The sequence below is a fragment of the Nocardia brasiliensis ATCC 700358 genome, assembly GCF_000250675.2.
In the GTDB taxonomy this organism is placed as follows: domain Bacteria; phylum Actinomycetota; class Actinomycetes; order Mycobacteriales; family Mycobacteriaceae; genus Nocardia; species Nocardia brasiliensis_B.
Genome location: NC_018681.1, coordinates 1874179 through 1886800, shown reverse-complemented (window position 1 = coordinate 1886800; position 12622 = coordinate 1874179). Strand labels below are relative to the sequence as shown.

Annotated in this window: 12 protein-coding genes; 5 read left to right on the top strand and 7 right to left on the bottom strand. The window is 68.4% G+C overall.

Going from position 1 to position 12622, the window contains the following annotated elements; genetic code table 11:
• Positions 1 to 3: 3 nt before the first annotated feature.
• Complete coding sequence (locus tag O3I_RS08380) at positions 4 to 687, bottom strand: PAS and ANTAR domain-containing protein (RefSeq protein ID WP_014982472.1); 684 nt, start codon at positions 685 to 687, stop codon at positions 4 to 6.
• Positions 688 to 766: 79 nt separating this feature from the next.
• On the opposite strand from O3I_RS08380, the gene O3I_RS08375 reads away from it, so the two are divergent.
• Positions 767 to 1582 carry a M15 family metallopeptidase gene (locus tag O3I_RS08375; protein WP_041562488.1) on the top strand — a complete coding sequence of 272 codons (816 nt, stop codon included), beginning with the start codon at positions 767 to 769 and terminating at the stop codon, positions 1580 to 1582.
• A 169-nt stretch (positions 1583 to 1751) separates the two neighbouring features.
• The gene (locus O3I_RS08370; RefSeq protein WP_014982470.1) at positions 1752 to 2291 is read left to right on the top strand and encodes a hypothetical protein; all 540 of its coding nucleotides are present in this window, start codon (positions 1752 to 1754) and stop codon (positions 2289 to 2291) included.
• A 7-nt stretch (positions 2292 to 2298) separates the two neighbouring features.
• On the opposite strand, the gene O3I_RS08365 is transcribed toward O3I_RS08370, so the two are convergent.
• Positions 2299 to 3105 (bottom strand): SAM-dependent methyltransferase, encoded by an 807-nt coding sequence (locus O3I_RS08365; protein WP_014982469.1) that lies wholly within the window; start codon positions 3103 to 3105, stop codon positions 2299 to 2301.
• 129 nt (positions 3106 to 3234) lie between these two features.
• On the opposite strand from O3I_RS08365, the gene O3I_RS08360 reads away from it, so the two are divergent.
• Positions 3235 to 5397 (top strand): putative bifunctional diguanylate cyclase/phosphodiesterase, encoded by a 2163-nt coding sequence (locus O3I_RS08360; RefSeq protein WP_014982468.1) that lies wholly within the window; start codon positions 3235 to 3237, stop codon positions 5395 to 5397.
• Between the two features lie 42 nt (positions 5398 to 5439).
• On the opposite strand, the gene O3I_RS08355 is transcribed toward O3I_RS08360, so the two are convergent.
• The 5 genes from O3I_RS08355 to O3I_RS08335 form a co-directional block, all read right to left on the bottom strand.
• Positions 5440 to 6864, bottom strand: coding sequence for a purine-cytosine permease family protein (locus tag O3I_RS08355; RefSeq protein WP_014982467.1), 1425 nt, complete (start codon positions 6862 to 6864; stop codon positions 5440 to 5442).
• Between the two features lie 121 nt (positions 6865 to 6985).
• On the bottom strand, positions 6986 to 7684 hold the full coding sequence (locus O3I_RS08350) for a respiratory nitrate reductase subunit gamma (protein WP_014982466.1): 699 nt from the start codon (positions 7682 to 7684) through the stop codon (positions 6986 to 6988).
• Positions 7685 to 8038: 354 nt separating this feature from the next.
• Positions 8039 to 9049, bottom strand: a complete 1011-nt coding sequence (locus O3I_RS42460) for a hypothetical protein (RefSeq protein WP_141691697.1) — start codon at positions 9047 to 9049, stop codon at positions 8039 to 8041.
• Positions 9036 to 10415, bottom strand: coding sequence for a hypothetical protein (locus tag O3I_RS08340; protein WP_014982464.1), 1380 nt, complete (start codon positions 10413 to 10415; stop codon positions 9036 to 9038). Before O3I_RS08340 ends, O3I_RS42460 begins: the two co-directional genes overlap by 14 nt.
• Positions 10412 to 10735, bottom strand: a complete 324-nt coding sequence (locus O3I_RS08335; RefSeq protein WP_014982463.1) for a hypothetical protein — start codon at positions 10733 to 10735, stop codon at positions 10412 to 10414. Before O3I_RS08335 ends, O3I_RS08340 begins: the two co-directional genes overlap by 4 nt.
• A 214-nt stretch (positions 10736 to 10949) precedes the next feature.
• Between O3I_RS08335 and O3I_RS08330 the strand changes: the two genes are divergently transcribed.
• Both O3I_RS08330 and O3I_RS08325 read left to right on the top strand, forming a co-directional pair.
• A complete protein-coding gene (locus tag O3I_RS08330; RefSeq protein WP_014982462.1) occupies positions 10950 to 11804 on the top strand; it encodes an ABC transporter permease in 855 nt (284 codons plus the stop codon).
• Positions 11797 to 12621 carry an ABC transporter permease gene (locus O3I_RS08325; RefSeq protein WP_014982461.1) on the top strand — a complete coding sequence of 275 codons (825 nt, stop codon included), beginning with the start codon at positions 11797 to 11799 and terminating at the stop codon, positions 12619 to 12621. The genes O3I_RS08330 and O3I_RS08325 overlap by 8 nt, the downstream gene beginning before the upstream one ends.
• The last annotated feature ends 1 nt before the right edge of the window (position 12622 follow it).

The following is a 12622-nucleotide window of genomic DNA, read 5'->3' as shown; positions in this document are numbered from 1 at the left end:
CTCTCAGGAGACGTCGACGCGTTCGTGCACGGTCAGCAGCAGATGATCGAAGCGGGTGCGGAACCCCGCGCTGTCCTTGCTGATCATCCGGAGTTCGGCGACGAACTGCGCGGCCAGATCGCGCAACTTGGTATTGGTCTCCTGGGAACGCCAGCGCAGCACCCGGAACGCCTGCTCCGCGTTCACCCCGTAGGCCAGGATCAACGCACCCTTGGCCTGCTCGATCACCGCCCTGGCCTCGATCACCTCGGGCAGGATCTCCTCGAGGACCTCTTGGCGTTGCTCTTCGAGCCGTTCGGTCACGTCGACGTAGTAGCCGGAGGTGCCGACGATGGCGCCGTCCTCATCCGTGAGCAGGTCGCCGACGACCACCACCTCACGCACCTCGTCCTCGGCGTCGACGATCCGGTGCCTGCCGCAGAACGGCTGGCCGGTCTCGGCGGCCGCGGCGATGCAGCTGGCCACGTGCTCGCGATCGTCGGGGTGCTTGTGCGACAGCAGCAGTTCGGTGGTCGGTTCCACCTCGCCGGGTGCGTAGCCGTACATCGCCGCCAGCTCGTCGGACCATTCCCACCGCTGATCGGCAAACCAGAATCGGAACCAGCCCGGTTCGGCGCAGGGGTCGACACCGATGGTCTCCTCCATCGCCTGCACCACGCCCGGTGGCACCTCGTCGCCCAAACTCACGCGTCCAGTATCCGCCGAAAGCTGCGCGCACCGCGAGGCGGCCCGTCATTGTGGCAGCAGCTGACTCACGAGGAGAATCATGAGAAGTGTGCTGTTCGCCCGACGGCTCGCGATCCTGGCGGTGGCCGGGGCCCTGCTGCCGGCACTCACCGCCTGCGCAGAGCGCCGTGCCGAACCACCCGCGACCGACCCCACCACCGCGGCGCCGGTCGCCGACGAATCCGCCTTCGTCTCCCTCGCCGAGGTCGATCCGACGATCCTGGTCGAGGCCCGGTACTACGGCGAGCACAACTTCCTGGGCACCCGGGTCAACGGCTACGAGGCACCGAAATGCCTGCTGACCAAGCAGGCGGCGACCGCGTTGGCCCAGGTGCAACAGGATTTACGGCCGATGCACCTGACGCTCAAGACCTACGACTGCTATCGGCCGCAGCGGGCGGTCGACCATTTCGTGGCTTGGGCCAAGGATCTCGGCGACGTGAAGATGAAGCAGGAGTTCTACCCCACCGTGGAGAAGGCGAATTTGTTCCGCGACGGCTACATCGCCGAGAAATCCGGGCACAGTCGCGGCAGCACAGTGGATCTCGCCATCGTCGCGTTGCCCGCCGCCGATCCCGAGCCCTACCGCGCCGGTGATCCGCTGCGCGCCTGCTTCCTGCCCGCCGAGCAGCGATTTCGCGACAACATCCTCGACTTCGGCACCGGTTACGACTGCTTCGACCCCGCCGCGCACACCGCCGACCCCGCCACCGGCGGCAACCAGCGCGCCGTGCGGACGCTGCTGACCGAGCTGATGGATGATCGCGGCTTCACCAATCTGCCCGAAGAATGGTGGCACTTCACACTGAAAGACGAGCCCTTCCCCAAGACCTATTTCGACTTCCCGGTGCGCTGAGCGCGATCGACCTTGCCGCAGGGGTGCACAGGGGACGCGCGGGCTCCTACACTGAGAAAACTGCGGCACGGTCGAACGTCGGAGCGGCCCGCATTCGGCGATCGGCATCCATCGAAGTCCTGATCCGCTCAGGGTCGCGTTGCCCGGCCCGTTCCATGGAAGAGGCACCATGCCCGATCCATCACACGTCAAGGTCTGTTTGTTCGGGCAGGATTGCCGCTGCCCCAGCATCACCGTATTCCTCGCACCCGAACCGTTGCTGCCCGGCGGCAGCATCCTGCATCTGCTCGAACAAGCGCCCTCGAGCGCGGCCACCGGGCCGAGCCCCGACACCGACCTGATCGACCGGGTACAGGCCGAATCGGCCGACGCCGATCGAACGGCCCTGGTGCACACCGAGTTCCGCGCGTTTCTGGCGGGCCTGCCCGAACCCGGGCAGGTCGGGACCATCCTGCACGACCATCAGATCAGCGCCACCGCACCGGTCGGCCTCGATCTCGACGATCCCGCCGAGCTGGCCCGGCTGGCGCTACTTCCCGAGCACCCCATCGGTTTTCGCCGCACCGCGGATTTCCGCGAGGCGGCCGTGCGCCGTGCGATGGCGATCGTCTACCGGCACTTCGAGGTCGACCAGCGCGTCCGGCTCATGTATCACGGGTTCGCCGATCCGAGCACCGGCTGGTTCGCGCTGCGCACCGCGAGCGCCTGAGGGTCGATCAGGATTTGCGGGCGACGCCGCCGTAAGCCCCGGAGCGCTCCGGGAACTCGCCGATATCCGTAGCGTTCTCCGGCCGCCATAGCGGCAGGTGCACGAGTCCCGGATCGAGCAGGTCCCAGCCCACGAAGAACTCGGCGATCTCCGGCCGGCTGCGCAGCACGATCTCGGTCGAGGTGCGCCCGGACAGTTTCTGCGCCTCGAGCACCTCCTCGGGCTGTCCGTCGGCGGTGGCGTGGGTGATGGCCAGGTAACTGCCGGGCACGACCGCGTCGCGCAGCCGGGCCACGCAGCCCGTCGGGTCGGCGTCGTCGGCGACGAAATGCAGCACGCCGAGCGCGAGCACCGCCACCGGCTGTTCGAAATCGATCAGTTCCGCCACGGCCGGATCGGCCAGGATGGCTTCGGGGTCGCCGATATCCGCGCGCACCACCGCCGCGGCGGGATTGCCGTCCAGAATGGCCCGGCTGTGCGCCACGGCGACCGGGTCGATGTCCACGTAAACGACTCGCGCTGAAGGGTTTCGGCCCTGCGCGACCTCGTGCACGTTGCCGACGGTCGGGATGCCGGAGCCGATGTCGAGGAACTGGGTGATGCCCTCATCGATCAGGAACCGTACGCATCGGCGCAGCAAATCGCGGTTGGCCCGCATGGTTTCGGCCACGTTGGGGGTGAACGCCTCGATCTGCCTGGCCAGGGTCCGGTCGATCTCGAAGTTGTGCATGCCGCCGACGAAGTAGTCGTACACCCTGGAGGCGCTGGGCCGATCCAGATCGATTCCCTCGGGCGCCCAACTCGGTCTGGTCATCGATCCCGAACCCTCCTAGAAATATCGCCAGCTCACGATCGACGCGGCGAAAGCTTCGTCATCGTAGCCGGGTTCGCACGTCGCCCGCAGTTGGGCGAGCGCCAGCAAACCGGACTACGATCAGAGCTTATGGCGTGGGATGCCGGGAGGGGTTCAGATCCTGGCGGACTGCACGCCGAACTGGCCGAGCAATGGGCGGCCGCGCTCGGTGGCGGACCGCGCGATCATGTCGTGCCCATGAGTTCGGCCGAATCCCGGTTGCTGCTCACCACGCTGGCCGAGGAATTCGCGATCGCCGCCGAGACCGGCACGCCCGCCGAACAGGTCGCGGAACTGGGCGCCCGGCTGGCGGAATCGCACTTCGTCGGCGACGAGGTGCTCGGCCGCACTCTGGCCGTGCTGAACACCTACCTCACCGAGGCCAGCGACGTCCCCGCCGGGCGCGTGGCCGAACTGGTCGGCGCGTTCGCGACCGGCTACCTGCGCGCGTTCCGCGCCTGGCTGCTCGCCGAACAGGAGAGCGTGCGCACCGCCGAGATCGCCGCCCGCCGGATGGTCGAGCAGCAGTTGCGCTCCAGCGAAGCCCGGCTGCGAGCGGTGTTCTCCCAGGCCGGCATCGGCACCGGTCTCTCCGATATGACCGGGCGCATCATCGAGGTCAACAACGCCTTCGCGAACATGCTCGGCTACCGGCCCGAAGAGATGTGCCGGCTTACGGTGACCGATCTGACGCACCCCGACGACGGCCCCGACATGTGGCAGAAGTACGCCGGGGTGCTCGCGGGCAAATACGACAACGTGCAGTTGGAGAAGGCGTACCGGCACCGGGACGGCGGCACGGTGTGGACCCACATCAACGTCTCGCTCATCCGGGACGAGCAGGGACAACCGCAGTACACGCTGGTGCTGGTGGAGGACGTGTCCGAGCGGCGGGCGCTGCGCGAACGGCTGCAGTATCGCGCGCACCACGATCAGCTGACCGGCCTGCCGAACCGATCGCGCTTCTTCGACGCGCTCACCGCCGCGTTCGCCGACTGCACCAGGGTCGGGCTCTGCTACGTCGATCTGGACCATTTCAAGACCGTCAACGACACCTACGGGCACGCGGTCGGCGACGAGTTGCTCGCCCAGGCCGCCGCCCGGCTCAGTGCCTGCACCACGCGCGCCGATCAGCTCGTGGCCCGGATGGGCGGTGACGAGTTCGTGGTGCTCGTCCCGCATTCCAGCGGCGTCGAGGAGATGGCCGCGGTGGCACGCACGGTATTGCACGCGCTGTCCCAGCCGTTCTATGTGCACGAGCACCACCTCGCGATCACCGCGAGCATCGGCGTGATGGAGGAGCGCGCGGACCGCTCGTCCACCGGTGATTTCCTGCAGGCCGCCGACACCAGCATGTATTGGGCCAAGGCCGCGGGCCGCGCCCGCTACGCGATCTTCGACGCCGATCGCGGCCGCCGCGAACACACCAGTGCCGAACTGTCCGCGGCGATGCCCTCGGCCATCCGGCACGGCGAGTTCTTCCTCGACTATCAGCCGATCGTCTCGCTCGCGGACGGGCAGACCGTCGCCGTCGAGGCGCTGGTGCGCTGGCGCCACCCCGATCTCGGCGTGCTCAGCCCGGCCCGGTTCGTCGACCTGGCCGAGGACAACGGCCATATCGGCGCGCTGGGCGCGGTGGTGCTCGAACGCGCCTGCCTGGACAGCCGGGAATGGCATACGCGCCACCCGCACACCCCGACCATCAGCGTGAACGTCTCGGCGGCCGAGGTGGCCGATCCGGCCTGGCTCGATCACGTGCAGCAGGTGATCGCGGAAACCGGTATCGAGGCGGGCCTGCTGCAACTGGAGCTGACCGAGCGCGCGTTCATGCAGACCACCGGCCGGCCACTGCGGGCATTGCACACACTGGCCGAGTCCGGTGTGCGGATCGCCATCGACGATTTCGGCACCGGCTACTCGAATCTCGCCTACCTCGGGCAACTTCCGCTGCACGTGGTGAAGCTCGCGGGCCCGTTCGTCCAGCGCATCCGCACCCCGGACACCGCGAGCCCGACCGACCTGTTGCTGCTCGAGACGATCATCGATCTCACGCACGCCCTCGGCTTCACCGTGACCGCCGAATGCGTCGAAACCCGCCACCAGGCCGACCAACTCCGCGCCCTGGGCTGCGACACCGCCCAGGGCTGGCACTTCCACTACCCGATGCCCGCCGACCAGGTCACGACCTTGCTCGGCAGCACGGCCGACCCGAACGCCGACCTGGGCAGACGAAAACCTCTCGGCGACAAATGATTCCGGCCGTCCGACGGCAATCTCGGGGCGGCCGCGACATGTTCAGCGATCGGTGGTGCCCGGCGGGTAGATCATCTGGTCCGGTGGGTTGCTGGTGCGGCGGGCCAGGGGGTAGTAGATCGCGGCGGTGCAGACGATGCCGACGATCCAGGAAATATCCGCTCCGCCGAGCTTTTCGGTGAGCGGGCCGGTGTAGAGCTGCTGAGCCAGGAACGGGATCTGCGCGAGAATGCCGAGGGCGTAACAGGCCAGCGCGGTGGCGTTCCAGCGACCGTAGCGACCGTCCGGGTCATAGAGGGCCGGAATGTCGATCCGCTCGCGGGAGATCAGGTAGTAGTCGATCAGGTTGATCGCACTCCACGGCGTGAACACCATGAGCAGCGTGAGCACGAAGTTCTTGAAATTGTTCAGGAAGTCGGCGCTGGCCGCGATCGCGATCAACATCGACACCACCGTGAAACCGACGATGTAGGCGGCACGGGCGATCGGCGTGGCGCGCGATTGCCCGGTGAACGCGGTCACCGAGGTCAGGATGCACATGAAGCCGCCGTAGGCGTTGAGACAGTTGACGGTCAGCTTGCCGACGACGATCACCAGATAGATCAGCAAGCCGAGCACGAACGGCCCCGCCAGCTCACCGAGGAAGCCGACCTGGTTGCCCAGGAAGGCTTTTCCCGCCGCCGCCGCGACGATCGCGCCGAACGTCATCGACCACTGCGAGCCCAGCACACTCCCCGCGAAGGTCGCCCAGAAGGTGGTGCGATCGCTGGTCGAGCGGGGCAGGTAACGCGAATAGTCGGCCACGTACGGCCCGAAGGTGAGCTGCCAGCCCGCGCCGAGCGAGATGGCCAGCACGAAGGTGGCCGCATCGAACGGCTCTGCCCCGAGCAGCGCGCGCACGTCGTATTCGGCGGCGAGCCGGACCGCGAGATAGCCGAAGCCCACGATGCCGACCACCGTGGCAATCCGGCCGACCACGTGGATGAGCCGGTACCCGGTCACCGCGACCACGGCGGTGAGCGCGCCGAACACGAGAATCCCGACCGTCGCGTCCTCGATGCGCAGGATCTTGTTCACCGCCTGACCGGCGAGCACCGTGCCGGTCGCAGCGAACCCGAGATACATGACGACGACGAGCAGCAGCGGCAGCACGGCGCCGAACACCCCGAATTGTGCTCGGCTGGAGATCATCTGCGGCAACCCCAGGCGCGGTCCCTGCGCCGAATGCAGTGCCATCACGATGCCGCCGAGGATGTTGCCGATCAGCAGGCCGAGGATCGCCCACAGCGCGTCGGCCCCGAACACCACCGCCAGCGCACCGTCGACGATCGCGGTGATCTGCATGTTCGCCCCGAACCAGAGGGTGAACTGGCTGCGCGGCGTGCCGTGCCGTTCGGCGTCGGGAATCACCTCGATGGTGCGACGCTCGATCGGTCCCGTCGCGTCGATGCGCTCGTCCTGCGCCATGGGTCCGCCTTTCGTCCGCGAGGCACCATCAGCGAAACGGCGTTGCCCCGGAGCAGCAGTATGCCGGATACCGGACGGTCTTGTACGGCGTTGCGGCACAGCCGGTTCCGTGGACGCACGGCTACCCGGTGGCGAGCGCCCGCGGCGATTCCGGCGCGGGTTCGGCCTTGATCCGCAGCAGCGCGCGGCAGATCGGATCCGCCATCACACCGGCCAGCCGGGTGTAGGGCCAGATCGCGATGAACACCATCAGGATCAAGCCCCGGGCCTGATAGATGAGCGGCGCGTGCACCATGACGTCGGGTTGCGGATGGAGACTGAACAGCGACCGGAACCAGACGAAAAGCGTTTCGGCGGTGCGATATCCGCCTTCGGTGGAGTTCGGGTCGAACTTGATCGCCACCCAGGACAGCAGCGCGGTCACCATCAGCGGGAAGGTGATGCGGTCGAACGGGCTGAGCACCGGCCGGGCCGACCCACCGATGATGTCGGGGACGAACAGCAATACCGCGCCGACCGCGGCGGCGACCAGCGCGCCGATCTCGACGACGGCGAGGGCCATGTAGAGCGGGCCGTCCGGATGACCGTGCGGCCCGGAGACCAGCAACTCGGTCACCCGCGCCGCGATCAGCACACCGACGCCGACGCGCAGCGCGGTCGTGCCGAACCGCTGGCCGGGGTCGGTCTCTTCGCGATTGCCGAACCAACTGAACCGATCGTGCCGATAACGCCACACGTGGCCGAGGACGAACGACAGAAACGCACTGTAGGGAAGCGTGATCCACAGCATCGACATCATCTGCCGACTCGCCTTCTGCATCGAGCTAATCGAAAACGAAACTATCCGGTGCACTACTTTCGCAGACCGCGAGTCACCAGGCAAGCATCGAAAGCCCCGTTACCCAGCGTGTACTACCTTTGAACGACAGTGGATCCGGGGTGCGGCGCCGAGGCCGAGTCGGCCGGCGGCGCGGCCACCACGGCAGACAGAATGAAGGCCACCACCGCCGCGGTTTCGGCCACCGTCCGCTTGGAAATACGCATATCCCGACCCCAACTGTGCACCGCACACCTCGTTGACAACTCCCTGTCGAACGAACGGTATCCACCCGCGAACGGCGTTCCCAGACAACACTTTTCCTGCCCCGGAAATCGGCGTTACCCGCGCGCCCGGTCAGCCGGAGGCGATCGCGGTGATGAGCGTGCGGGAGGCGAGCGTGCGGGTCGTGATGAGCTGGGTGAAGGTGCGCGGCTGTTCGCCGGGGTACTGCTCGGTGAGTTTCACCTCCCAGTGCGCGAGTCCGTCGTCACCGTCCTTGGCCCGGGTGACCAGGACGCAATAGCGGGTGCCGACGGGAGTCTGGTTGATCCCGCGCTGGATCTGGTCGGCGGGCGAGACGATCGCGTTGTCGGCGACCACCGCACGCGCCCGATATCCGGAACGCTCCACGTAGTAGGCGTATTCGAACGCGAGGATGGCGTCCGGGCCGGTGGCGGTGCCGCCGGGATCGGTGCCGGACACGATGTCAGGAGTACGCCGCTGTTCGCACCCCTGGGTCGCGATCGCCGAGGCCTGTGCGGGCGGTGCGGTGCTGGTCGCCGCGGTCGTCACCGCGCCCGGCGCGCGCACCGTCGAACTGGCCGCGGCGGGCTTGTCGTCGCCGCCCAGACCGTTGATCGCGGTGTACAGGATCGAGACCACCGCGATCCCGACGCCGAGCACGATCAGTACGGCGAGGATCCGATTGCCGTTCGACTGCCTGCTGCGCTGACGGGTCGGATGGCGCAGCGGTACGCCCGGATGGATGCCGGACCGGTTGATGATCGCGGGCGGCGGGGCGACATTGTCGTCGTAGCCGCCGGCTCGATCGTCCTCGTCCGCCGCGGGGACGCGTCGCCGCTCCGGTGCCACCGACGGTTCCGGTACCTGCTCGGCCGTCCGCGCCGGCAGGTCCAGCCATTGCTCCCAGTCACCGGTCCGCCGCGGCCGGGCGGCCGGTGCGTCCGGGTTCGGCTCGGGCACGTAGACCTCCGGATCTCGGCGGCGCACCGGCGACCGGCGCCCGGACGGACGCCGCCGCTTGCGCGCTTTGCCGACGGGCGTGCGCACCATGGGCAGTCCGGTATCGAACGGATTGCCCTGCCCCTCTTGCCGACCCGGAGAATTCGGGTCAGAGGGTGTCATCGTCGTAGTCGCCGAGCACCGGTGTCACGGCGACCACCGCGGTCGGCACGGTCACGCCGAGCTGGCCTTCGCGGGGCTTGTGCTCCCGATCGTCCGGCGGCGGCGACGGCGGCAACGCGACGCCGCCGGTGGTGCCCGGCGGATGCGGCTGATCCGGCGCGGCGGAACGCGACGGCGCGTCGTCCACCACCGGGGGCGCCGGGGCAGGCGCGGGGGCCGGCCGCGACTCCGGTTTCGGCGGCGCCTCGTTCGCGGTCGGCGCGGAGCCCGGTCCGGACGGCGGAATCACACTGCTCGGACCGCTCGGACCACTGGGTGCCGGAGTACGCGCGCCCGCGCCGAAATCGAACAGCTTCGGCGAGCCACTCGAATTCGACGAGCCGTTCTGCCCGTCGCCGGTGGTGCTGCCGGGACGGATCGCCTCGGTGACGGCCTTGTCCGCGCCGGCCGCCACCGTATCGATGGCGTGCGTGCCGACCTCGGCGACCTTGTCGATGATGTGGGTGCCGACGCCCGCGATCTTGTCGATGATGTTCGTGCCGATGTCGACGCCCGCGTTGATCGCCGCGGTACCGACCTGCACCCCCGCCGAGATCAACTGCTGCTGCAACTGGAGTTGCGCGGCCAGCGCCGGATCCATCGGCTGCCCGTTGGCGGTCGTGCCCGGCACGTATTGGCTCGTCACACCGGGCGGGTAGGTACCGGACGAGTAGGGGCCGGACGAGTACGGCTGCGCCGTGGTGACCCCGGACGGTTGTGTGACCGTGAGCGGGCCCATCGCGTCGAGCCGCCTGCTGTGGTCGTCCATTTCGGTCTGCGCGGCGTTGACCGTGGTGAGCGCGTCCCGCAGGGCCTGGGTGGCCCGCGCGATCACCGCGTCGGTGTCCGGCGCGGCGGTCGCGTTGCCGAGAATCTGGCGGGCGTCGCTGCGGAAGTCGGCGATGATCTGATCGACCGTGCGCGCGGCGCGCGCGCTGGTGGCATGCGCGTCACCGAGCACGCTCAGGTAAGCCGGTCCGCGGTCGGAGATTTCGCCGATCTCGGTCTGCGTGGTGCGCAGCGCGGGCACCGCCGCGTCGGCGCCGCGCGAGGTCCAGGTCGACTCCAGCGCGTGCAGGCCGTCGCGGTGCGGGGCCTCGGTGTCGGCGGCCTGGGTGCTCGCGGCGGACAGCGCGGCGGTCGCGGTCTGATTCGGCACGGCGACCCCCGAACCGAGCGTGGACCGCAGTTGCAGCAGCGGCCGCACCAGCGCGGCGACGATCGGGGGATCGACCGTCGGGTCGAGATAGGTCGTTGCGGGCACGGCGTTGTCGGTGCGCGCCGGCGCGGCCGAAGGCCGTCTGCGTAGTCCGGAAAGGCTTCTCATGTCAGCGTCTCCCCTGTCCGGGTGATGGCGCCCGCGGTGTCGCCGTCGACACCCTGCATATTCGCGGTGTAGTCGCGCAGTACCTGCCCATAGGTGCCGACCAACTGGCCCGCGGTCGAGAGCGCCTGCGCGTGTTCGGAAACCGCCGTGGCGAATCGCGCCGCGAAATCGGCGCCGATCAGTCCGAGGTCGGCGGCGAGCTGGTCTTGATTCACCGCGCCGGACGCCACGGCCGACGCCGAGGCGAGTTGCTGGGAGACCGCGTCCGCGATCGCGGTGTATGCGGCTACCGCCGCCGGGTCGAGCTTCAGCGTGTCCACCGTTCCCCTCCCGGGTTACCAGTCCTTCGCTACCGCGACATGATTCGAGGACAAGCCTACTGTGCGACCTGGACACTTGCGTCAGATCTTCGCTTGTCGCTCCGCCTGAGTATGGCAATCAACGTACGCGCTGTCATGCGCTGGCCCGGCACTTCGTCGAATTGATTCCCGAGGGGTTACCTCGGGTTGTCCTAGGCACTAGGCTTGACTCTTTGTGCGCGGCAGTGTGGAGGGGGACGGGCAGGTCGCTGCGACCGGGCACCCTTGGCGGGTCATCGCGGTATACGCCCAGTTGGCGCGGGCCGGGTTCCGGCGGCAGTCCCAGTACAAACTGGCGATGTTCGCCGGACTGTTCACCAATTGCGTGTTCGGCTTCGTCCGGGCCGCGGTGATGCTGGCCGCGGTGCGGGCGGCGGGCGACTTCGGCGGCTACACCGAAGGTTCCATCGGGGCCTACGTCTGGCTGTCGCAGGGGCTGCTCGGCGCCCTGCAGTTCATGGGGCCGCCGCTCGACCTGTCGGATCGAGTGCGCAACGGCGATATCGCGATCGATTTCCTGCGTCCGGTCGACATCCAGCTCGGCTATCTGGCCGGCGATATCGGACGCGCCGCGTGCACGATTCTGCCGCGCGGCGTGCCGAGCGTGTTGATCGGCGTGCTGACCTTCGGCCTGGCGATGCCGACCACGCCGGGCCCCTACCTGCTGGGGACGGTGAGTGTGCTGCTCGCCGTTGCCCTCTCGTTCCTTTGCCTGTTCGTGGTCGCGCTGATCGGTTTCTGGGTGGTCGAGACCCGTGGCATCCGGGTGGTGTATCAGATCTGCGGCACGTTCCTGGCCGGGCTCTTCGTGCCGGTGCACATGTTCCCGCTCTGGCTGCGCACGATCGCGCAGGCGACGCCGTTCCCGTCCATCCTGCAGGCCCCGATCGACGTGCTGTCCGGCCGGACGACCGGCGCGGCGGCGCTGGGTGTGCTGGCGGTCCAGGTGTTCTGGGTGCTCCTGGTCGGCCTGGCCGGGCGCCTGCTATTGGCCGCGGGCCGGCGGAAGCTGGAGGTGCAGGGTGGCTGAGCCGGGCACCGCCGCGGGCACCTGGTTCACCCCGTACGCGGCGGTGCTGCGCTCGCGGATCCGCGCGCAGCGGTCCTATCGGTTGTCTTTCGCCAGTGAGGTTTTCGGTGCGTTCCTGATCGGCCTCGTCGAATTCGCCGAGGTGTGGGTGATCTTCCACAACGTCCGGGTGCTCGGCGGGCTGGATCTGAACGCCGCGCTGCTGCTCTTCGGCTTCGGGCAATCGACGTTCGCCCTGGCGCAGGTTCTGTTCGGGCATCTGGACACGCTGCCGACGCTGATCCGGATGGGCCAGCTCGACGCCTACCATCTGCGCCCGCAGCCGCTGCTGCTGCAACTCGTCACGAGCGATATCTCGTTGCGCCGCTTCGCCAGGGCGGCGGTCGCGCTCGTGGTGCTCGGCGTCGGACTGTGGCGCAACGATATCGATTGGGGCCCAGCGACTCTCGCCCTGATCGCACTCACCCTGGTGAGCGGCGTCGCCCTGTTCGGCGGGATCTTCGTGTGCGCGGCGGGATTACAGTTCTATTTGATCGACGGAGCCGAGCTCACCAACAGTTTCACCTACGGCGGTTCGTTCGCCGCGGTCCAACCGGCCACGGTGTTCCCGATGCCGCTGCGGGTGCTGTTCGGCTTCGCGATTCCGGTGTCGTTCACGGCCTACCTGCCCACCATCGCGCTGCTCGACTTGCCCGGCCCGCCACTGCTACCCGCGTGGCTGGCGTGGTTCGTCCCGCTCGCGGTGCTGTGGGTGTGGCTGCTGGCACTGGTGCTCTGGCGCTTCGGTACCCGGCACTACCAAGGAGGGGGCGGCTGAC